Origin of the sequence: Kaistella montana, from assembly GCF_024436175.1 — a bacterium.
Taxonomy (GTDB): Bacteria; Bacteroidota; Bacteroidia; order Flavobacteriales; family Weeksellaceae; genus Kaistella; species Kaistella montana.
On record NZ_JANFQP010000001.1, the window covers coordinates 677,461 to 697,947 of the forward strand.

At 38.0% G+C, this 20,487-nt stretch carries 17 protein-coding genes; 11 read left to right on the forward strand and 6 right to left on the reverse strand.

Annotated features, from left to right (window positions below; genetic code table 11):
• The first annotated feature begins 3 nt into the window (after positions 1 to 3).
• Positions 4 to 783, forward strand: coding sequence for a zinc ribbon domain-containing protein (locus NOV28_RS03230; RefSeq protein WP_255927516.1), 780 nt, complete (start codon positions 4 to 6; stop codon positions 781 to 783).
• A gap of 70 nt (positions 784 to 853) precedes the next feature.
• On the opposite strand, the gene NOV28_RS03235 is transcribed toward NOV28_RS03230, so the two are convergent.
• On the reverse strand, positions 854 to 2,053 hold the full coding sequence (locus tag NOV28_RS03235) for a pyridoxal phosphate-dependent aminotransferase (protein WP_255927518.1): 1,200 nt from the start codon (positions 2,051 to 2,053) through the stop codon (positions 854 to 856).
• A gap of 84 nt (positions 2,054 to 2,137) precedes the next feature.
• Between NOV28_RS03235 and rsmG the strand changes: the two genes are divergently transcribed.
• From rsmG to NOV28_RS03255, 4 genes are all read left to right on the forward strand, one after another.
• The gene (rsmG, locus tag NOV28_RS03240; protein ID WP_255927520.1) at positions 2,138 to 2,773 is read left to right on the forward strand and encodes a 16S rRNA (guanine(527)-N(7))-methyltransferase RsmG; all 636 of its coding nucleotides are present in this window, start codon (positions 2,138 to 2,140) and stop codon (positions 2,771 to 2,773) included.
• A 54-nt stretch (positions 2,774 to 2,827) separates the two neighbouring features.
• Positions 2,828 to 3,244 (forward strand): hypothetical protein, encoded by a 417-nt coding sequence (locus NOV28_RS03245; protein ID WP_255927522.1) that lies wholly within the window; start codon positions 2,828 to 2,830, stop codon positions 3,242 to 3,244.
• A 95-nt stretch (positions 3,245 to 3,339) separates the two neighbouring features.
• Positions 3,340 to 6,072 carry a PD-(D/E)XK nuclease family protein gene (locus tag NOV28_RS03250; RefSeq protein ID WP_255927524.1) on the forward strand — a complete coding sequence of 911 codons (2,733 nt, stop codon included), beginning with the start codon at positions 3,340 to 3,342 and terminating at the stop codon, positions 6,070 to 6,072.
• Positions 6,073 to 6,216: 144 nt separating this feature from the next.
• Positions 6,217 to 6,930 (forward strand): 3-ketoacyl-ACP reductase, encoded by a 714-nt coding sequence (locus NOV28_RS03255; protein WP_255927526.1) that lies wholly within the window; start codon positions 6,217 to 6,219, stop codon positions 6,928 to 6,930.
• Between the two features lie 65 nt (positions 6,931 to 6,995).
• Here NOV28_RS03255 and NOV28_RS03260 read toward each other — a convergent pair whose 3' ends face one another.
• Together NOV28_RS03260 and NOV28_RS03265 are read right to left on the reverse strand one after the other, a co-directional pair.
• Entirely contained in the window at positions 6,996 to 7,496 is a 501-nt protein-coding gene (locus tag NOV28_RS03260; protein ID WP_255927528.1) for an FKBP-type peptidyl-prolyl cis-trans isomerase, read from the reverse strand.
• A gap of 164 nt (positions 7,497 to 7,660) precedes the next feature.
• The gene (locus NOV28_RS03265; protein ID WP_255927530.1) at positions 7,661 to 9,775 is read right to left on the reverse strand and encodes a type IA DNA topoisomerase; all 2,115 of its coding nucleotides are present in this window, start codon (positions 9,773 to 9,775) and stop codon (positions 7,661 to 7,663) included.
• Between the two features lie 1,025 nt (positions 9,776 to 10,800).
• On the opposite strand from NOV28_RS03265, the gene NOV28_RS03270 reads away from it, so the two are divergent.
• From NOV28_RS03270 to NOV28_RS03280, 3 genes are read left to right on the forward strand one after another with little or no spacing between them, the layout of a single operon-like run.
• Positions 10,801 to 11,433: an NAD(P)H-dependent oxidoreductase gene (locus tag NOV28_RS03270; RefSeq protein WP_255927532.1), complete on the forward strand. Its 633-nt coding sequence runs from the start codon at positions 10,801 to 10,803 to the stop codon at positions 11,431 to 11,433.
• A 22-nt stretch (positions 11,434 to 11,455) separates the two neighbouring features.
• Positions 11,456 to 11,890, forward strand: coding sequence for a MarR family winged helix-turn-helix transcriptional regulator (locus NOV28_RS03275; protein WP_255927534.1), 435 nt, complete (start codon positions 11,456 to 11,458; stop codon positions 11,888 to 11,890).
• A 3-nt stretch (positions 11,891 to 11,893) separates the two neighbouring features.
• Complete coding sequence (locus NOV28_RS03280) at positions 11,894 to 12,319, forward strand: organic hydroperoxide resistance protein (protein ID WP_255927536.1); 426 nt, start codon at positions 11,894 to 11,896, stop codon at positions 12,317 to 12,319.
• A 67-nt stretch (positions 12,320 to 12,386) separates the two neighbouring features.
• Here the strand turns inward: NOV28_RS03280 and NOV28_RS03285 are convergent, their stop codons facing one another.
• Genes NOV28_RS03285 through ligA form a run of 3 tightly spaced genes read right to left on the reverse strand, consistent with a single transcriptional unit; the run spans position 12,387 to position 15,068 of the window.
• A complete protein-coding gene (locus NOV28_RS03285) occupies positions 12,387 to 12,551 on the reverse strand; it encodes a phosphatidate cytidylyltransferase (RefSeq protein ID WP_255927538.1) in 165 nt (54 codons plus the stop codon).
• 41 nt (positions 12,552 to 12,592) lie between these two features.
• A complete protein-coding gene (locus NOV28_RS03290; RefSeq protein ID WP_255927540.1) occupies positions 12,593 to 13,030 on the reverse strand; it encodes a DUF6526 family protein in 438 nt (145 codons plus the stop codon).
• A 34-nt stretch (positions 13,031 to 13,064) separates the two neighbouring features.
• Positions 13,065 to 15,068: an NAD-dependent DNA ligase LigA gene (gene ligA, locus NOV28_RS03295; protein WP_255927542.1), complete on the reverse strand. Its 2,004-nt coding sequence runs from the start codon at positions 15,066 to 15,068 to the stop codon at positions 13,065 to 13,067.
• A 244-nt stretch (positions 15,069 to 15,312) separates the two neighbouring features.
• On the opposite strand from ligA, the gene NOV28_RS03300 reads away from it, so the two are divergent.
• Genes NOV28_RS03300 through NOV28_RS03310 form a run of 3 tightly spaced genes read left to right on the forward strand, consistent with a single transcriptional unit; the run spans position 15,313 to position 20,486 of the window.
• A complete protein-coding gene (locus NOV28_RS03300; protein ID WP_255927543.1) occupies positions 15,313 to 18,285 on the forward strand; it encodes a SusC/RagA family TonB-linked outer membrane protein in 2,973 nt (990 codons plus the stop codon).
• 6 nt (positions 18,286 to 18,291) lie between these two features.
• The gene (locus tag NOV28_RS03305; protein ID WP_255927545.1) at positions 18,292 to 19,740 is read left to right on the forward strand and encodes a SusD/RagB family nutrient-binding outer membrane lipoprotein; all 1,449 of its coding nucleotides are present in this window, start codon (positions 18,292 to 18,294) and stop codon (positions 19,738 to 19,740) included.
• Between the two features lie 5 nt (positions 19,741 to 19,745).
• On the forward strand, positions 19,746 to 20,486 hold the full coding sequence (locus NOV28_RS03310; protein ID WP_255927547.1) for a glycerophosphodiester phosphodiesterase: 741 nt from the start codon (positions 19,746 to 19,748) through the stop codon (positions 20,484 to 20,486).
• Position 20,487 lies beyond the last annotated feature (1 nt).

Here is a 20,487-nt window from a genome sequence, read left to right on the forward strand (position 1 = left end):
AATATGGCTAAAAAACCTGTAGAAATCTCAGTTGAAGATAAGCTAAGAGCACTTTATGATTTACAAATTATCGATTCTAGATTAGATGAAATCCGCAATACAAGAGGCGAATTGCCAATTGAAGTGGAAGATTTGGAAATTGAAATTGAAGGGCTTGAAAAAAGAGCAGATAAATTTCAAAACGAAATTAAAGAGCAGAATGACGAGATCAACACGAAACACGAAGTGATCAATCATGCGAAATCTTTAATCGAAAAATACAAATCTCAGCAAGATACGGTAAGAAATAACAAAGAATTTGAAGCTCTTGATAAGGAAATCGAATTCCAGGATCTTGAAATTCAATTGGCCGAGAAAAAAATCAAAGAATTTGGAGCTAAAATTTCTCATAAAAACGAAACTTTAGAAGAACTGAATACCAAAATCAGTGAACTAAAAAATCACTTGAAATTCAAGAAAGAAGAGTTGGAGAATCTTGTTGCTGAAACTCAGAAAGAAGAAGATTTTCTACTTGAAAAATCCAACGAATTTGCTAAAAATATCGATGAAAGATTATTGGCTTCTTACCAAAGAATCCGTAAAAATACTCCAACCGGTTTAGCAGTTGTAGGTTTGGAAAGAGGCGCTCCGAAAGGATCTTTCTTCACGCTTCCTCCACAAAAGCAAATGGAAATTGCACAAAGAAAGAAAATCATCATCGATGAACACAGTGGGAAAATTCTTGTTGACGACGATTTGGTGAACGAAGAGAATGAAAAAATGAAAGATATTATTAAATTTTAATACTTTCTGAACATAAAAAAAGCGGGTCGAAATATCGATCCGCTTTTTTATTTTCAAGATTTTTGAGGAATTATCTTAATGTAGCTTTCTCCAAACAATCTTTAATTCTTCTCATCGCTTCTTTTAGCTCGTTTTCCGAAGCCGCATAAGAAAAACGAATACAGGTAGAATTTCCGAAAGAAACGCCGCCCACGGTTCCTACATGAGCTTCCTCTAATAAGAACATCGCAAAATCATCCGCGTCATTAATGGTTTTTCCATTTAAATTTTTTCCGACATAATAAGAAATATCCGGGAAAAAGTAAAAAGCAGCTTCCGGATAATTCACTTTAAAACCTGGAATTTCCTTCACCAATTCGTATACAATTTCTCTTCTTTTCTTGAATTCATCAATCATATAACGGTATTCTGATGGATCCGTTTTCAAAGCCGTTACCGATGCTTTTTGCGCCATTGTATTAGCGCCGCTCGTTATTTGTCCCTGGATTTTTTCGCAACCTTTTGCCAACCAAGTTGGACAAGCGGAATAACCAATTCTCCATCCAGTCATCGCAAATGCCTTCGACATTCCATTGATTACTGCGGTTTGTTCATAAACCTGAGGGAATTCGGCAATCGAAGTATGCTTTCCGTCGTAATTGATGTATTCGTAGATTTCATCAGAAATAATCGTGATTTGTGGATATTTTGCTACCACATTAGCAATTTTTTCAAGTTCTTCGTATCGGTAATAACTTCCGGACGGATTACAAGGAGAACTATAGAGTAACGCTTTGGTTTTCGGCGTGATTGCTTTTTCCAATTGTTCGGCGGTCATTTTGAAATTATTATCAATTGAAGTTTCAATAAAAACCGATTTTCCTCCCATCATTTTCACCATTTCATCATAGCTTACCCAATATGGAGCCGGTAAAATCACTTCATCCCCATCATTGATAATGGATGCTAAAACATTGATGATTGATTGTTTTGCGCCATTCGAAACGCAAATTTGTGAAGGTTGATAATCCAAATTATTATCGCGCTTCAGTTTGTCGCAAATGGCTTGTCGAAGATCCAAAAACCCCGGAACAGGGGAGTAATGACTGAAATTATTGTTAATCGCATCGAAAGCAGCCGTTTTTATGTCCTGTGGAACATCGAAATCGGGTTCACCGAGGGTTAAACTGATCACATCAATTCCGTTGGCTTTCATCTCGCGAACTTTGTTGCTCATCACAAAAGTTTGTGAAAAGCTCAATCTGTTCAGACGTGCTGAGTATTTTTCCATAAATATTGTTAAGATTCCCAAAGATAAATTTTTTATGCAAAGTTCTAAACTTGTTTTTTTAAATTTGTGCAAATTTATAATGAAATGGCAGTCGAACTCATCGAAAAATACTTTCCCAACCTCACCGAAGAACAAAAAAATCAGTTTGCAAAACTCGAGGAGCTCTACCAGGAATGGAATGAAAAAATCAATGTGATTTCCCGAAAAGATATGGAATCTCTTTATGAAAAACATATTCTTCACTCATTGGGAATTGCAAAAGTAATGGAGTTCGCCCCGAATACAAAAGTCCTGGACATCGGTACTGGAGGCGGTTTTCCGGGAATTCCGCTGGCTATTTTGTTTCCGGAAGTTCAGTTTACATTAATTGATTCCATCGGAAAAAAAATCACCGTAGTGAAAGAAGTTTCCGCAGGAATCGGTTTGAAAAATGTAACCGCAATCCACGGAAGAGCCGAATCTTTGAAGGAAAAATTTCATTTTGTTGTAAGCCGCGCCGTTACGCAAATGCCGGTTTTTCTTCGTTGGCTGAAAGGGAAATTCGAAAAAGAACAATTTAACCCGAAACACAACGGCGTTCTTTACCTGAAAGGTGGCGATTTGGCAGAGGAATTGGCTGGTTTAAAATGTGAAATTTTTTCCCTGCAGAATTTTTTCGAAAGTGAATTCTTCGAAACCAAAAAAGTAGTGTATTTATCGAAAGGAAACTTTAATTCTTAATTTGAGATAATAAAAAACCTATAGGTGACGTTTAACGGTTAAGTATTATTTACGATGGAAAAACTATACAAATTTGCGGTTATTGCTTTTTCAGTTTTCATGCTCAGCAGTTGTAATGATCGTATTGAAGGCGATGAAATCACCAATGTGGAGCAATTAAAAATCGACAGTGTGACCATTCCGCAAGACACGATGGATGTTTACAGTACCCAAACCATTAAAACGTATTCAAATTATTCGGCCAATTGTGAAGGTTTTTACGGCTACGATTATCTGCATACGAACCAACTCGAAAGGGAAGTGAGTTCTTATAAATTTAAAACTACAGCAACTTGTGGCGAATTGCTTACCAAGGCTTCTCAAATCAATTTCAGGCCGCAACAAACCGGAACTTTCTCCTTTAAATTCTGGAATGGAACCAACGCTTCCGGAGAAAATATTTGGATTGAAAAAAATATCGTGGTAGAATAATTCTCCCTAAAATTTAATGAACTCGGCATCAGAATAATTCAATTTTCTGGTGCTTTTTTGTTTTAATTTTCTTATTTTTCAGTTTTATATGCAATATGAAATTTCTCAACAAAATTATCACCGAACTGCTTTCGCAAACTTCCGATTTATCCGAATTCAACATTGTAATTCCGGGGAAAAGGCCGATTGTTTTCATCAAAAAAATCCTCAAAGAGAAACAATATTCGGGTTTTTTGCCAAATTTTTTCACCGTTGAAGATTTAATTAAAGAAATCTCCGAAAAACAACCTGTTCAAGGAATTGGACTATGGCTTTTTGCCTTCGAAATTTATCGAGAAATTCAGCCTTCCGAAGATTTTGCCGGATTTTTGAAATGGTTCCCGACGCTTTTGAAAGATTGGGACGATATTTTGAAATTTTCCGGAAAAGATGAAGCGGTTTTGCAATATATGTTTGATGAAGAAAGGATTAAAAACTGGTCCGAAAACCTCGGTGATTCCGAAGGTATTCCGAGAAGAAAATTCCTGAATTTCTGGCAGAAAATGAATCTTTTTCTTCCGATTTTAAAGAAAAAACTCAACGAAAAAAATTGGGCGACTTCAGGAATGATTCACGAATCGGCGAATGAAAAAATAGAAGACTTCGCACTGAAAACTGAGAAGAAATTCGTCTTTTGTGGTTTCAATGCTTTCACTCCCGTAGAAGAAAAATTGGTGAAAAGTCTTTTGCAATGGGACAAAGCACAATGTTTCTTTCAAGCCGACGAATATTACATCAACGATACCAGACAAGAAGCGGGAAAATTCTTAAGACAACACAAAACCTGGAAAGAATTCAATGATAGTCGTACTTTTCAATGGATTGAGAACGACTTTGCTCAACCTAAAAATATCAAAACCTACGAAGTTTCCGGAAATATCACCCAAACCAAAGTACTTCCGGAGATTTTCAAGGAATTAAAAGATCAAAATCTGTCAAATACCGCAGTGATTTTATTGGATGAAAACCTTCTTCCGGCGAGTCTGGAAGCGATGAGTACGGTAGATCACCTGAATATTACGATGGGATTTCCGCTGAAAAATTTGGGATTCAGCAATGCAATGAAGCAAATTTTTTATCTTCAAAAGCAATTGGAAAAAAAGGATTCTTCGTACTATTACAACGATGTTCTCTCGGTTTTAGAGGAGCTTCCCAACGATCACTACGACCAACAGATCATTGCTGCTTTCAAAGCGAGAATTGAGGAGAGAAATATCGTTTATATCTCTAAAAATCAGTTGAAAGAGCTTCTTTCCCGACTTTCTTATGTTCAACTTTTCACCAAACCAGATTCGGTAATTGAGTTTCTCGACTTGCTGATTGATTTTTGTTATCAATTGAAATTCAGAGATTTGGATGACATTTTATATGAAAATATTTCTCATTTTGAGAAGAGTTTCAAAATCATTAAAAATCAAATTTCTCCTTATTCATTCGACATCAAAATGGATACTTTGGAAGTTTTGATTAACCAACTTATCAATTCAGAAACTATTGATTTTCAAGGAGAACCATTGCAAGGTTTGCAGGTGATGGGACTTTTGGAAACTCGGCTTTTAAATTTTGAAAACATCATTTTACTTTCTGCCAATGAAGGAAAATTACCATTAGGAAATACCCAAAATACTTATCTTCCGTTTGATGTAAGAAATTATTTTGGATTGCATACTTTTTTAGAAAATGACAGTATTTATGCGTACCATTTTTATCGTTTGATTCAGAATTCTAAGAATGTTCATTTGCTTTTTAACGCATTAAATTCCGGGGTAAATACAGGAGAAAAAAGCCGTTTTATAACGCAAATGGAGATTGAAGATCCTCATCACGAAATCGAAAATATCATCATTGAAAACACTTCTGATCCGATTACTCAGGAACCTATCCGCATTGAAAAAACGGCTAAAGTTCAAGAAAAGTTGGAGGATTGGAAAAGGAGAATTTCCGCATCGCATCTCACTTCCTATATCTATAATCCGATTGATTTTTACTTGACCAAAATTCTCAACACGAAAGAATCGACCGAAATGGAAGAAGAATTATCCCAAAGAAGTTACGGAAATCTAGTTCATTATTCACTTCAACTAATTTATGAAAACTTAATTGGTAAAATATTAACAGATAATGATTTAAATCTTTCAGATCAAAAATTAAATGAAGTAATCAACGCTTCGATCGAAAAGCTTAAACATCAGGTTGAATTCTACGAAAAAGGGATGAATTATATTCACCGATCGATTGCGGAAAGGGTAGTACGAAATGTTTTGGAATATGACCGAAAACTCATTGAAAACGGAAATACACTGGAAATTTTGAGTGTAGAAGGAAATTTCGAAAACATTGGTTTTTATCTTGATGAGGAGCAAACCGATCAAGTATTTTTCTACGGTTTCATCGACCGAATTGACCGGCTGAACGGAAACTTAAGAATCATTGACTTTAAAACTGCGAAAACCAAAAACCTTTCGATTTCTGAACCCAAAAAACCAGAAGACGAAGAGAAATTGGAACAATTGTATTTCCGGGAAGATTATAAACAAGCGATGCAACTTTGTGTTTACGCCTATTTTGTTTTGAACGAGAAGAAATATCCCGACAATTTCGTAGAATGTGGAATTTGGAGTTTTGCGGAAGTAAACAAAGGAGTTCAAAATCTCCACATTTTCGGGAATAATGAAATTTCAATCAACCAATTGAAAACGCCTATGAAATCTATAAAAAATGTGATTACGGAAATACTAAATCCTGAAATTGATTTCGTAGAAAAGGAAAAAGTAAGTTGGAGAAATTAACTGAATTTTCAATTTATAACTTAAGCATTTTTGATGCAAATTTTCAATCTCTGTATTCAGAATTTCTTTAACTGAAAATTACAATGATGCAGCAGTAATGCGTAAATTTGTCTTTTAAAATAAAATAAAATAAAATAAAATATTATGAATTTAAAAGGAAAAAACGCCATCGTGACAGGCGGCGGAAGAGGTCTCGGAAAGGCTGTAGCATTGGCTTTGGCTAATGAAGGAGTCAACATCGGGATTACCGGAAGAAATGAAGAAAACCTGAAAAATACTGTAGAAGAAATAAAAAAATTAGGCGTTCATGCAGCGTATTCCGTTTTCAGTATTGATGATGAAGCGGCTGTAAAAACTGGAATTGATGCTTTGGTAAAAGACTTAAATGGAGTTGATATTTTGATTAATAATGCCGGAATTGGAAACTTCGGAACTTTGGAAGAAATGCCCTCTGAAACCTGGGAACAAGTCTTCAAAACCAATCTTTTCGGGGTGTATTATGCGGCGCAAGCGGTTCATCCTTATTTGAAAGAAAAAGGAGAAGGCGATATCGTGAATGTGGCGTCAACAGCTGGTTTGAAAGGCGGTGCGAATATGTCGGCTTACGCAGCATCCAAAGCTGCAGTGGTTTCTCTATCTCAATCGATGATGGCGGAATGGAGAAAGGAAAACATCCGTGTGATTACACTTACTCCGAGTACCATTGCTTCCGATATGTCGATTCAGGGTGGGCTTACCGACGGAAATCCTGAGAAAGTTTTGCAACCTGAAGATTTCGCAGAATGGGTGAGAGATATCCTGAAAATGAACCGAAGAGCGTTGATCGCCAACGGATCTATTTTCTCTACCAATCCTTAAATTAGAATTATTTACATAAAAAAAGCTACAAAATTCGTAGCTTTTTTTGTTATTCTGAAATACGATTAATGTCCTGAATGTCCATCGATTCCGTGTGCGTGACCGTGAGAAAGTTCCTCTTCAGTTGCTGGTCTTATCGCTACCACTTCCACATCGAAATGTAAAGTTTTTCCTGCCATCGGATGGTTCAAATCTACGATTACAGCTTCATCCGTAACCTCGATAACTACAGCATTTACCTGGTTTCCTTCAGGATCTTGCAAAGGCAAAATTACACCCAAAGGTGGCATTCCGCTTTGTTCAAACATTGCTACAGGCAATTGTGCGGTCGCGTTTTCTGCTTTTTCGCCATAACCTTCTTCCGGAGTAATGGTAAACGATTTTTTATCTCCGGCTGCCAAACCGTGAAGGTTTTCTTCAAACCTTGGCAACATCATTCCCACTCCGTATAAAAATGCGAAAGGTTGATCAGCATCAGTTTTTTCAATGAAAGTTTTTTCTCCATTTTCTTCAACGGAATTTAGCGTGTAATGAAGCGCTACTACGTGGTTTTTGTCTATTGTCATTATATTTAAGTTAGAAAGGAACTTTGAAATCCTTTGTTATTTTGTTATTTAAAATTAGAAATAATAATTTCCGCCGAAGTTTCTACAAAGGTAATATTTTTGAATTTGAATCTTTAAAAATTGATTAAAAACGATGAATTTCTTTTCAATTTTAAAGAAAAAAATTAAGCATTAAGTTCCAAACCTGAATTTTCGGTTAATGATAGAATCCCTTCAGAAAGCTGATTGGGGTGTTCAGTGAAGCCTTTCAGTTTTGTGGTTTTTCCTTTTGAAATTAAATCTAAAATCTGTTTTTCTGTAATTTTCTTCCCGAAAACTACAAACGGAATCTTGAAATCGCAGTTTTTATAATTGGAGCAACCGATTGCGGTTTTCCCTTTTACTAATGGGTTTTCTTTGCATTTCGGGCATTGTTCGTCTTCCCATTGAATTGCAACTGTTTTTCGGGGTGCTTTTTCTTTTTTTGGCAAATCTTTTTCTTCGTTTTGAAAAGAAATAATTTTGGCTTTTTCGCTGATTACTTTTCGTGTTAAATCGGTGACCATTTGAATCAATTCATCCTTAAATTGGGAAGCTTCGTATTCGCCTTTTTCGATTTTTCTTAGTTTAAATTCCCATTCACCGGTGAGTTCGGGGCTTTTCAAAAGTTCGTCTTCGATGGTGTCGATCAGTTCTACGCCGGTGGTTGTGGCCATCAAGTTTTTCTTTTTCCTTTCAATGTATTTTCTTTTGAAGAGGGTTTCGATGATGTTTGCTCGTGTGGAAGGACGCCCAATTCCGTTGCTTTTCATGAGTTCGCGAAGTTCCTCATCATCCACTTGTTTTCCGGCGGTTTCCATAGCGCGGAGTAGTGTAGCTTCGGTGTAAGGTTTTGGTGGACTCGTTTTTCCCTGATGAATGAGCGGAAAGTGTTCGCCTGTTTCACCCGCTTTAAATTCGGGAATCAGCTGTTCTTCTTCCTTTTCTTTCTTGTCGGCATCCTCATTTTTATCTTTTACATAAATTTTTCGCCACCCGAGTTCTAAAATCTGCTTCCCATTGGCTTTGAAAGGAACGGTTCCCACTTTGCCTTCCACCAAGGTGTTTGAGATTTTACATTCCGGGTAAAAAACCGCTATAAAACGGCGCGCAACCAAATCATAAATCAGTTTTTCTTCTTTGCTTAAATTGGAAGTAGGCGGAATTTCAGTAGGAATAATCGCATGGTGATCGGTTACTTTACTGTCATCAAAAACCGCTTTGGATTTCGGAATCGGCTGTTCCAAAAGTGGGGCAGTGTATTCCCTATAAAAATTCATCGAACGTAGAATTTCTGCAATCTTTGGGTAAAGATTTTCGGAGAGGTAAGTGGTATCGACGCGCGGATAAGTGGTGTGCTTTTTTTCGTATATACTTTGGATGTATTTGAGTGTGTTTTCTGCTGAAAAGCCATATTTTCGGTTGGCTTCCACCTGAAGCGCCGTCAAATCGAATAATCGGGGATTTTTTTCTTTGCCTTCTTTAATTTCAAAAGAAACGATTTCGAAAAGGTTTTGCTTTAAATATTCTAATCCTTTTTCTGCTTTTTCCTTGGTTTTAAGGCGATCGATTGCCGCACTGAAAATTACTTCACGGTATTTGGTTTTCAGTTCCCAATATTCTTCGGTTTCGAAAGCATCAATTTCTTTTTGTCGCTGAACCAACATCGCGAGGGTAGGAGTTTGCACTCTTCCAATCGATAAAACGCCTTTGTTTCCGCCGAATTTTCGGGTGAACAGTCGGGTTGCATTAATCCCTAAAAGCCAATCGCCAATTGCACGCGCATTCCCGGCGAGATAGAGATTTTGGTAATCTTCGGCGGGTTTCAGTTGGTTAAAACCTTCTTTGATGGCATCTTCCGTCAATGAAGAAATCCAAAGTCTTTTTACCGGTTTCTTGCACTTTGTTTTTTGCAATACCCATCTTTGAATGAGTTCCCCTTCTTGTCCGGCATCACCACAGTTAATGACTTCATCACATTCTGCTACTAATTTTTCAATGGTTTTAAATTGTTTTTCAATTCCGGAATTGGGAATTAATTTAATCCCGAATTGCTCGGGAATAATCGGTAGATAGATGAGATCCCAAGATTTGAAATGCGGACTGTAATCGTGAGGTTCTTTCAAGGTGCAAAGATGCCCGAAAGTCCAGGTTACGCAATATCCATTACCTTCATAATAGCCTTGTTTAGGCATATCTGCGCCTAATACTTTTGCAATATCTCTTGCAACACTTGGTTTTTCGGCAATGCATAATTTCATTTTACAGCTTCATTTTTTCTCGGCTGCAAATTACCGATTTTTTTTTGAATATCGGGTTGTGAACTCTTTTGTATGAATGTATTTGGTGGGTAGGTGGAAGATTTCAGATAGCAGATTTCAGATGTCAGATACTTGGTTCTTTTAACCACAAAAGTCACAAAAGTTTTTTCTTTTTAAGTTATTCAAAAGAGAGAAAAAGGAGGGTGGAAGATTTCAGATAGCAGATTTCAGACATCAGATACTTGATTCTTGGTTCTTTTTTTAACACAAGGTGCACAAGGGTTGTTGGCTTGCATTCTGTTTTTATGACACTACACATTGGGTTTAGCGTAAAAATGCTCATGAAGTGATATTTGTTTTTACGCAAGGAACGCAAAGATTATTGACTAGCATTATTTTTAATAGGGCGCAAAGGCGTTTCACTTAGCAAAAGCAAGCTGCTGAATCTGATCGATCCGTGAGATTGTTATTGATATCTCGCAGATTCGCACGATTGCATCGTGTGGTTGTTTTAAGAAATTATTTATATCTTAGATTACCGGTATTAAAGCAAATGGCTACGGGAAAGGATTGACTTTGGGAATTTTATTTCTCTCATGTTGTCATTATTAAGATGTCGCACCTACGGCGCTCATGGAAACTCTGCTTCAGAAATGCTACTAAGATATTACTCTTACGGAGCAAGTTGGTTTTAGCTTGCATGACTGGGCAAAGGTAGGAAACTTTGCGCCTGGCTAATCATCATTATTGCTGTATGTTGTTTTAAGATGTAGATCGGCAATCCTTGCCAGTTTTACTTGCTGCTCTTATTTATAAGAACTTGTTGAATCTTTCTTTTTAAAGATAATAAATAGGCATGGGTTTCAAATCCGTGCCTTCTGTTTTTCGACTGATAGATTTTATCTACTATGTATTTATTACAATTGTATTGTGCGCAATTTAATTTGGTTGTACATTTGCACCATGATTTTTAAGAAAACCTAAAATCAAAAAGAATTTTACCCTTAATTTAAAATAAAATAGCAATGTCATTATTAGAAGATCTACAATGGAGACACGCAGTGAAGGCGTATGACCCAACCAAAAAAGTTTCAAAAGAAGATTTGAACAGCATTTTAGAAGCAGCCAGATTGGCTCCAACTTCTTCCGGACTTCAACCTTTCAGAGTGATCGTAGTTGAAAACCAAGAATTAAAAGAAAAAATGGTAGCCGGAGCGCTGAACCCAGAAGTGATGAGAGATAGTTCACACGTATTGGTTTTCGCAGCGTGGGACAGCTATTCTGACGAAAAAATTGATAAAGTTTACGACTATCATACCGAAGTTAGAGATTTACCAAAAGGCAGATTCAGCAGCTACACCGATAAATTAAAAGAAATCTACGGAGCGCAAACTCCAGATCAGCATTTTGCGCATACCGCCCGCCAAACCTATATTTCTTTGGCTTTGGCAATGGCACAAGCTGCAGAATTGAAAATCGACAGTACTCCTGCGGAAGGTTTCAGCAATGAAGTGGTAGATGAAATTTTAGGACTTCGCGAATTGGGATTGAAAAGTGTAACATTGCTTTATTTAGGATATCGCGATGAAAAAAATGATTGGCTTGCCCAAATGAAAAAAGTAAGAATTCCGATGGAGGAGTTCGTGATTTATAAATAATTTCAAACGTCTTTTATTGGTGATGGAACATTCAGATTCTTTAAAACTCAACGAGCAAATTTGCTTTCCGCTGTACGTTCTTTCCAAAGAAATCACCGGACTTTACCGGCCACTTTTGGAGGAATTGGATCTCACTTATCCACAATATCTTGTGATGATGGTGCTTTGGGAAGAAGATGGTTTGACGGTTTCTCACCTCGGAGAAAAACTTTTCCTCGATAGTGGAACTTTGACGCCGCTTCTGAAAAGACTCGAAAACAAGGGCTTCATCAGCAGAATTCGAAAAAAAGAAGATGAAAGAATCGTGGAGCTTTTCCTTACCGAAAATGGCAAGAATTTAAGACAACAAGCTTGTGGAATTCCCGAAAAGTTACTCGAACAAATCCATGTTCAAATAGAAGATTTAAAAAAATTCAAAGAAACTTTAAGCCAATTAATTAAAAACATCAAAAAATAAGTTATGAAACCAATGTATACAACCAGCGTGACCGCAAAAGGAGGCCGAAACGGACACGTAAAAAGCGATAACGGCATCGTAGATTTAGAAGTAAGAATGCCAAAAGCACTTGGCGGCGCAAATGATGATTTCGCCAATCCGGAAATGCTTTTTGCAGCGGGTTATTCCGCGTGTTTCGATAGCGCGTTGAACAGAGTAATCTCGCTTTCAAAAACCAAAACCGGCGAAACTACCGTAACCGCGAAAGTAAGCATCGGACAAATTGAAAATGGCGGATTCGGTCTTGCTGTGGAACTTGACGTCAATATCCCGGGAGTTTCCTTGGAAGAAGCGCAAGAACTTACCGAAAAAGCCCATCAAATCTGTCCTTATTCTAATGCGACCAGAAACAATATTGAAGTGAAATTATCGGTTACCAATAACGGATAAAATCAGTTTAAGCCAAAGAAAATCCCGAATCTATGTGATCCGGGATTTTTTTTGAAAAAGAATTCGGTTATTTTCTACCTCTGCTCAAAAGCCATAAAACCAATCCAATAACACCCACGACAAGGATAATTCCCCACCACATTCCGGCTTTAAAAATAGTTTCAACAGCTTCACAAGAGGTTAATAAAGTTAGTGCGAACACTGAAAGACTGAGTAATGTAAATTTTTTCATATTATTTATTTTTTTAATGTTGGTTTTCTGATTGTTATATTCTAAACCCGATGAAAATCAGGTTTCCATTTCTGTATGGATTTTTTTATCGTGTCACCGGAAATATTTTCTTTTAAAGCTTTATCAAGTAAAATTTTGAATTCATCATCATAAGCATATCTCAAAGCAGCAATTTGCCCAAAATTGAGTTTTTCTTCAATTTCATCAGACCTTTTTCCAAAAATTTCAAAATATCTTTGTTTAAATTCTAATCTAATAATACGATCCTGATTTCCCAAAGCGTAATGTTGACGTAGCATAACTGCCAAATAAAGCAAAAGAAAGACGACGATTGAAAACAAAATCCAACTCAATTGATTTGTAGAATCATTGAAAGATTTCACCAATCCAATTATCAATAATATCATCAGTAAAGGCAACAAGACAAAGTGATGTGGCGGATAATATTTCTTGTGATTAGCGTAATTTTGTGTTTTCATAGAATAAAGCAATCAAAAATGTAACCAAAATAAATTAATTACCAAGTAAATCCAAAAACTGCTGTTCATCGAGGATTTCAATGGTTCCTATATCTTGTGCTTTTTTCAGTTTGCTTCCTGCTTTTTCGCCAACCACCAGATAATTCAGATTTTTGGAAACTGCAGAAATGTTTTTTCCACCATGTTTTTCCACCATTTCTTCGGCGTCATCTCTCGTGAAAAGTGAGAGTTTTCCGGTGAAAAGGAAGGTTTTATTCTCCAAAATATTGCTCAAAACTTCATTGGTATTTTCTCCTTTTTCAAGTTGAACACCGTAGGATTTTAACCGATCAATCATTAAAATATTTTCCGGATTTTGGAAGAATGCGATGATGCTTTCGGCAATTTTTCCGCCAATATCTTCCACCTGAACCAATTCTTCCGCGGTGGCTTTTCTCAAATCATCCATTGAAGTGAAATTTTTGGCTAATTTTTTTGCAACGGTTTCTCCAACATGTTTAATTCCAATCCCATACAATACTTTTTCGAATGGAATTTCTTTGGATTTTTCGATTCCATCGATGATATTTTGAGCAGATTTCTCGGCCATTCGCTCCAAAGGAAGCAGTTGCTCTTTCGTTAAAACATAAAAATCTGCGGGATTTTCGATGAGATTTTCGCGGTACAATTGCTCGATGGTTTCGCTGCCGAGATTTTCAATGTTTAAAGCTTTTCTCGATACATAATGAATCATTCGACCAATAACTTGTGGCGGACAATGCAAATCGTTCGGGCAAAAATGAATCGCTTGATCTTCTATTTTAATGAGTTCCGTTCCGCATTCCGGGCAGGTTTTAATGTACTCAATTTCAGTGTTTTCCGGATTTCTTTTTTCTAAATTGACGCCCACAATTTTCGGAATAATTTCGCCGCCTTTTTCCACATAAACAAAATCATGCTCGTGTAAACCGAGTTTTTTGATGATGTCTTCATTATGCAAACTCGCTCTTTTTACCACGGTTCCGGCCAATAAAACAGGTTTCAAATTCGCAACAGGAGTGATCGCGCCGGTTCTTCCGACTTGGTAAGTTACCGATTGCAATTCGGTTTCTACTTTTTCGGCTTTAAATTTATACGCCATCGCCCAACGCGGAGATTTCGCAGTGTAACCTAACGTTTTTTGTTGCGCTAAATCATTGACTTTTACTACAATTCCATCAATATCAAAACCCAATTGATGTCTTTCCTTATCCCAAAAATTGATGAATTCCTTCACCTCATCCAAAGAATTGCACAATTTTGCTTGCTCAGAAATTTTGAAACCCCAAGATTTAGCCTTTTGAAGCAATTCCCAATGCGTTCCCGCCGGAAAATCGTTGGCGATAAATTGATAAAGAACAGCCGACAAACCTCGTTTTCTCACCTCCGCAGAATCTTGCATTTTCAAGCTTCCGGAAGCGGTATTTCGTGGATTCATGAAGGGATCTAAACCTTCTTCTTCGCGTCTTTTGTTGATTTTATCGAAGTTTTTTCTGGTTAAATGGATTTCGCCACGGATGTAAAATTTATCCGGAAAATTACCATGAAGTTGCAATGGAATTTCAGAAATCGTTTTCACATTGGCTGTAATTTCATCACCTTGAAAACCATCACCGCGTGTCACCGCTTCTTTTAATTTTCCTTTTTCGTACAAAATTGAAATCGAAGCACCATCATATTTCAGCTCGGCAACAAAAGAAACCTTTTCGTCAAGCGTTTTTTGCAACCGTTTTTCCCAATCTTCCAAATCATTAAAATCATAGGAATTATCGAGCGAATACATTCGAAATTGATGCTGAACAGTCGGAAAATTCTTCGTGATTTCGCCACCAACACGCAAAGTAGGAGAGTTTGGATCATAAAACTCCGGATGTTTTTTTTCCAGATCTTGAAGTTCTTTGAGTTTTAAATCAAATTCAAAATCTGAAATGGTAGGTTCATCTAAAGTGTAATAATTAAAGTTGTGTTGATGAAGTTCCTCGCGCAGATCTTCTATTTTTTTCTGAATATTTTCGGACATTTTGAAGGTAGATTTTTACAAAAATACTTAATCTTTCTTTAATATATAAGGAAATTTAAGCTGGTAATAAGTTTATTTATTAAGAATATTTAACATAATATATAATTTGATTACGAGCCTATTATGGTGGTGTTTAATATTTAATTCATTTACAGTTCATCTATTTGTTAAAATAATTTAACCCCCGTTTAATTACATCTTGATCCTGTTACGGTAATTTTGCGCGAAAATTATAAAAGAAAAAGTGAAAAGGAAATTACAGACCATTATTACATTGGTATTGACGGGCACTGTTACGGTAGAAATGCCAGCGCAAAGCAGACTTGATACCATAAAAGAAAGAAAAATCGATGAAGTGGTGGTAACTGCTTTGGGGATTAAGAGAGAACAGAAAGCGCTGGGCTTCTCTGCTAAAAAAGTAGATGAAGAAACCTTCGAAAAGGCTCAGTACAACAACTGGGCGACGGCAATGGAAGGCAAAGTTGCCGGCTTGAAAGTGCTTACGGCTTCTGCCGGTCCTCTGGAAACTGCAAGGATAAAACTTAGGGGGGAAACCTCAATGAGTGCCAGCGACAATTTTGCCCTGATCGTAATCGACGGTATCCCTATAGACCAAACGCTTACCAAAGGTACGGGTTCTGCAGCTTATGGTGCTGGCGCAGGCGGAGATTTACCGGTGGATTACGGCAATATTCTCAACGCTATAAACCCAGAAGACATAGAATCTGTAACCGTGCTGAAAGGCGCTTCCGCAGCAGCTTTATACGGTGAAAGAGGTGCAAATGGCGCGATCATGATCACCACGAAATCGGGAAAAGGTAAAAACGGTAAGCTGATCGTCGGTTATAATTCCAATTCAAGTTTTGAAAGTGTTTTAAAATGGCCGGACTGGCAGTACGAATACGGACAGGGAACACAGACACGCGACAAAAGCGGCAGATATTACTATTCTTACGGTGCTTCTGAAGATGGTGTAAATACCGGAAGTACGAGCAGTGCGTTCGGGCCCAAATTCGAAGGGCAGTATTATTTTCAGTACGATCCGGAAGTGGAAGGACAAAGCCCCGAAAGAAGGCTCTGGAAGCCTTATAAAGATAATGTGAAGGGATTCTTCAACTTGGGAACCACTTTCAGCAACTCCATTTCATTGGAAGCTGGCTGGCGGAAATTCAATTTCAGAACCAACCTGAATTATACGGATAATGACTGGATTGTTCCCAATACAGGCTTTGAAAGGTTCACGGCAAATAATTCCTTCGGCTTTAATTTCAATAAACTTAAGGCTACTGCCAAATTCATCTTCTCCAATACCCACAGTGATAATTTACCGGCAACAGGTTACAACAACCAGTCGCTCAATTATTTTATGATTTTCCAGAATCCGAATATTGATCTGGCGTGGTACCGCCCGATCTGGAGAAAAGGAAAATATCAGGAAGATCAGATACACCCTTTCAGTTCATTCATCGATAATCCCTACATGATTGCCTATGAAATGACCAATGCCATCAACAAAAACAACATGTTGGGCGGCATTACCCTGAATTATCAGTTCAATAATAATTTCGAGATCATGCTCCGTTCCGGGGCAGAATATACTGTAGAAGACCGCGCACAGAAAAGGCCGTGGAGCAGCGCCAACTACCGGGAGGGTTACTATTCTGAGCAGCATGTCAACGACAGGGTTTTTAATAATGATGTATTGCTTTCATACAACAGAGAATTTAAAAATCTGAATTTTAAAATTTCCGCCGGAGGAAGTATGAGAGACATCAGATCTGAAACTGAACGTACAAACGCGGTGGGACTTATAGAGCCAGGAATTTATACTTTCGAAAATGCAAAAGCCCTTCAGGTAAAGCCGACAAAGCCGTATAATTATAAAGTGAACAGTATGTACGGGCTCATCAATTTAGAATATCTTAAAGCCATATTTTTAGATATAACTGCAAGAAACGACTGGACCAGCACCTTGCCGAGAAAAAACTGGTCATTCTTCTATCCTTCTGTGAGTACAAGTGTCATTCTCTCAGATTTGATGGATCTGAATAAGGTGGATTTGCTGAAGCTGCGAGCGTCCTATGCAAGATCAGGATTCGGAACTTCGCCTTACCGTCTGACAAAATATTATAGTCCGTCAGATTACGAGGATTCCTATACGATGGATGCCTTACTTTTCAATGCTGATCTAAAACCGAAAATCAACACGAATCTCGAAGCAGGTTTAGATGTGGCGGTATTGAAAAACAGGTTGAATTTCAATTTCACGTTCTATAATAATTATACTGAAAACGAAGTTTTTGGAATCCCGGTTTTGGTGGAGTCCGGTTACTCCAGGAAGCTGATTAACAGCGGAAAAGTTAGAAACAGAGGAGTAGAGCTGGAATTGACAGGCTTCCCTTTCAAATCAAAAGCGTTCACATGGGGTATCGCAGCAAACTGGTCTGCCAACAAAAATAAAGTGATATCAATTCCGGATGAATTTAAAGATGAGCCTCTTGGCTATAACTACAGCAGTGTAGGCGGCGCGGTGTATTTTAATGCCGTAGTTGGCGGTTCGCTTGGGGATATGTACGGCTATAATCTGGTGCGTGATCCTCAGGGAAATGTGGTTTGGGGTTCTGACGGGCTTACCGCAAAATCGACTCAGATGGCGAAGATCGGTAATGCCTTTCCGCTTTGGAAAGCCGGTATCGAAAACAGTTTCCAGATCAAAAATGTAAGAATCCAGTTCTCCTTTGACGGTCAGTACAAAGGCATGGTATACTCCCAAACTCACCACAAGATGACCGAACAAGGGAAACTTGCGCACACCCTGAAATATCGTGACAGCGAAGACGGCATGATGGTCGGCGAAGGCGTAGTACAAAATGCAGATGGCTCTTACTCGCCGAATACTACCAGAATTCTGGTAAGTAAATATTACTCAGATTACTACAGGAGAGCCAATGTGGAAACCAATTCCTTCGATGCTTCCTATATCAAACTTAGGGACGCACGAATAGGATATGTATTCCCGAAAACCATCACCGAGTCTATGAAACTGAGGGAGATGAGTATTTCTCTTTACGGAAAAAACCTTTGGATGTGGACCAAGTTCCCAATTTTTGACCCGGAAGCGGCAACTCTAGATGATTCCGACATTACACCGGGTGTGGATATTGGCGCGCTTCCTTCTACCAGAACTATAGGCTTAAATTTCAATGTAAAATTCTAATAAAAAATGAAAAAAAATATAGTTAAAATTCTTCTTGCGGCTGCGCTGCTTAATGCCGCGTACTCCTGCACCAGAGATTTCGAGGAGCTGAACCTTGATACATCAAAAGTTCTGGAGGTACAATCAGGGCAGCTTTTGAATCCTGCGCTATTTGAAATGGCAAGTCAGGCGTACTTGCGCGCAAATGATTTTACTTTTGATGTTATGCAGTATTCACTTGATTTTCCGAATGAGGGAAATACTTACAGCAGATATTACCTTACTGAAAATTCCGGAGTTGGTTACTGGAATCATTCTTACAAATGGCTGAAGCAAATTCGTGAAATGCTGATTCTTGCAGAAAAGGAAGGCGACAACAATAATAAAGCGGTTGCGTTGGTGCTGCAGTCTTGGGGGTATGCCAACCTTACGGACAGTTTTGGCGATATTCCTTTCACTGAGGCCAATGCTCTTGATGAGGAAATCAGAAAGCCAAAATTCGACAAACAGAAGGATGTTTATTTAAAATTATTAAATGATCTGGATGCGGCGAATAAACTTTTCAATACTGCAGAAAAGCTGAAAGGCCGAGACCAGCTTTACAGCGCAGAAACAGATGCTGCGGGGATCCTGAAATGGAAGAAATTCTCCAACACTTTATCATTAAGGCTTTTGTTAAGAATTTTGGACAGAGACGGCGAAATTGATGTAAAAAACAGAATAAAAAAAATTGTAAACAATCCTACCGAATACCCGCTTTTCGAAAACAATACAGAGAGCGCTTTTGTGAAGGCAAGCGGTACAGCGCCGTTTGACGCACCCATTGCAAGGCCGCAGGATTTCACGACGGGGCGGGCTGCAGCGGATTTTTTTGTGAAATACCTCAATGATACCAAGGATCCGCGTCTTTCAAAATTCTTCTCCAAAGCAAGAGATTTAAATAACAAAGACATTGGTTACAAAGGAATTCCGTCCGGTTACAAAGCTGGAACTGTTTTCGATTATACACCTTCCAACTTAAATCAGAATTTGGCTAAAACTCCTTTAACGATCAAGATTCTTGGTTATTCGGAGCTGCAGTTTATCCTTGCAGAGCTTGCTTTGAAAGGAATTATTTCCGGCGATGCCAAAACTTTTTATGAAAACGGCGTGAAAGCCTCCGTAGAGCAATGGGAGTCTACAATGCCGGTGACATATTTAGCACACCCGTTAGTAGCATATGACGGGACTTTAGAGCGTATCATGATGCAGAAATATATCGCTTTGTTCTTTGTGGATCAGCAGGCGTGGTATGAGTACCGCAGAACCGGCTTCCCAAAACTGCAGAATAACGGCGGGCTTCTGAATAATGCTCAAATGCCTTCCAGGTTTATGTACACTCCGAACAGCAAACTTCTCAACTCAGAGAACTATAATGCGGCAGTGCAAAGTATGGGTGGTGATGACATTAATACTAAAATTTGGTGGGATAAATAGAAGCTATGAAAACACTTTTGGTAACACTGATTTTCAGCTCAGTATTTTATAATGCCCAAACCAGGATCATTGCGCACCGCGGATACTGGAAGACTGAAAATTCTGCGCAGAATTCTATTTCCTCACTCAGGAACGCCCAGCAGCAGCAATTTTACGGGTCAGAATTTGATGTCAGGATGACAACAGACGGCAAATTGGTTGTGAATCATGATGAGCATATCAACGGTTTTGAAATTTCTGAAACCAGTTTTTCAAAACTCAGAACTCAAAAACTGAAAAACGGTGAAAAAATCCCAACTTTTGCTAAATATTTGAAAGCCGGAAGAAAAGTACCGGCTGTGAAGCTGATTGTAGAATTAAAACCTGCAAAATCTGTTGAACTGGAAAATACACTGGTTCAAAAAGCTTTGAAAGAAGTCGAAAAATACGGAGTGGCGGCGCAGTGCGAGTTCATTTCTTTCAGCTTGAATATTTGCAAAGAACTTAAAAAGCTTCAGCCCAATGCAACGGTGCAGTATCTTAAAGGAGACCTGACACCGCAACAGCTGAAAGATTTGGGGATTGACGGTTTTGATTATAATTTTAAAATTCTTCAGAAAAATCCAGCCTGGATTTCAGAAGCAAAAAATCTCGGATTGGTTACAAATTCCTGGACCGTCAATGATGACACTATTTACCTTGAACTGAAAAATGCGGGAATTGATTTTGTTACGACAGACGTTCCCACTCAATTAAAAAATAAATAAA

Bases quoted from the DNA above. Each gene is read 5' to 3' on its own strand.
- NOV28_RS03230 (WP_255927516.1), top strand. From the start codon at position 4: ATGGCTAAAAAACCTGTAGAAATCTCAGTTGAAGATAAGCTAAGAGCA.
- NOV28_RS03235 (WP_255927518.1), bottom strand. From the start codon at position 2,053: ATGGAAAAATACTCAGCACGTCTGAACAGATTGAGCTTTTCACAAACT.
- rsmG (WP_255927520.1), top strand. From the start codon at position 2,138: ATGGCAGTCGAACTCATCGAAAAATACTTTCCCAACCTCACCGAAGAA.
- NOV28_RS03245 (WP_255927522.1), top strand. From the start codon at position 2,828: ATGGAAAAACTATACAAATTTGCGGTTATTGCTTTTTCAGTTTTCATG.
- NOV28_RS03250 (WP_255927524.1), top strand. From the start codon at position 3,340: ATGAAATTTCTCAACAAAATTATCACCGAACTGCTTTCGCAAACTTCC.
- NOV28_RS03255 (WP_255927526.1), top strand. From the start codon at position 6,217: ATGAATTTAAAAGGAAAAAACGCCATCGTGACAGGCGGCGGAAGAGGT.
- NOV28_RS03260 (WP_255927528.1), bottom strand. From the start codon at position 7,496: ATGACAATAGACAAAAACCACGTAGTAGCGCTTCATTACACGCTAAAT.
- NOV28_RS03265 (WP_255927530.1), bottom strand. From the start codon at position 9,775: ATGAAATTATGCATTGCCGAAAAACCAAGTGTTGCAAGAGATATTGCA.
- NOV28_RS03270 (WP_255927532.1), top strand. From the start codon at position 10,801: ATGTCATTATTAGAAGATCTACAATGGAGACACGCAGTGAAGGCGTAT.
- NOV28_RS03275 (WP_255927534.1), top strand. From the start codon at position 11,456: ATGGAACATTCAGATTCTTTAAAACTCAACGAGCAAATTTGCTTTCCG.
- NOV28_RS03280 (WP_255927536.1), top strand. From the start codon at position 11,894: ATGAAACCAATGTATACAACCAGCGTGACCGCAAAAGGAGGCCGAAAC.
- NOV28_RS03285 (WP_255927538.1), bottom strand. From the start codon at position 12,551: ATGAAAAAATTTACATTACTCAGTCTTTCAGTGTTCGCACTAACTTTA.
- NOV28_RS03290 (WP_255927540.1), bottom strand. From the start codon at position 13,030: ATGAAAACACAAAATTACGCTAATCACAAGAAATATTATCCGCCACAT.
- ligA (WP_255927542.1), bottom strand. From the start codon at position 15,068: ATGTCCGAAAATATTCAGAAAAAAATAGAAGATCTGCGCGAGGAACTT.
- NOV28_RS03305 (WP_255927545.1), top strand. From the start codon at position 18,292: ATGAAAAAAAATATAGTTAAAATTCTTCTTGCGGCTGCGCTGCTTAAT.
- NOV28_RS03310 (WP_255927547.1), top strand. From the start codon at position 19,746: ATGAAAACACTTTTGGTAACACTGATTTTCAGCTCAGTATTTTATAAT.